This is a genomic window from Mesorhizobium sp. M7A.F.Ca.CA.002.05.1.1, from assembly GCF_003998335.1.
Taxonomy (GTDB): domain Bacteria; phylum Pseudomonadota; class Alphaproteobacteria; order Rhizobiales; family Rhizobiaceae; genus Mesorhizobium.
Map to the genome: position 1 here is coordinate 1 of NZ_RZQI01001610.1, position 512 is coordinate 512.

Here is a 512-nt window from a genome sequence, read left to right on the forward strand (position 1 = left end):
GCCTCGGCTTGCGCGTCAATCTCGTCGCCGCCCCCTTCGAGCAGCCGCTTGGCCGGCGCTCATTTGACGAGATCTGGTCGCGTCAGGCCCGCTGGGCGCGCCTGCGCCGCGTCACTTTCCCGCTGTTCTTCGCACCCGAAATCCTGACCGGCGCCTTGGTGCCGCTGGTGCTTGCGCTGATTGCCGCAGCCAGTGCCGGTTTCAGCCTCTGGGCAACCGCCATTGCCGTACTGGCGGCCTTCTACCTTCCGGAGTGCGCCCTGGCCTGGTCCAAGGGCTGGTACCTGTCGCCACGCATGGTCGCCGCGATCATGGCGCGCGACCTGATCCTGCCGGCGATGTGGGGACGCGGCTGGCTCGGCGGCGCCGTCGACTGGCGCGGCAATGCGATGACCATCGGCACCAAGACGGCCGAGCTGGAAGAGACGCCGTCCGGCGCCTGAAGGCGTCAGCTAGGTTTGACCGCTGGAATAATTATCGTATATACGGAAATGTTGCGTTAGGCTCTATTT

The 512-nt window shown here is 65.6% G+C and carries 1 protein-coding gene; it reads left to right on the forward strand.

Features of this window, described 5'->3' with window-relative positions; translation table 11 throughout:
• Window positions 1-443 (forward strand): glycosyltransferase (locus EN939_RS37330; RefSeq protein WP_272483150.1); only part of this gene is annotated, 443 nt, incomplete at its 5' end.
• Window positions 444-512 lie beyond the last annotated feature (69 nt).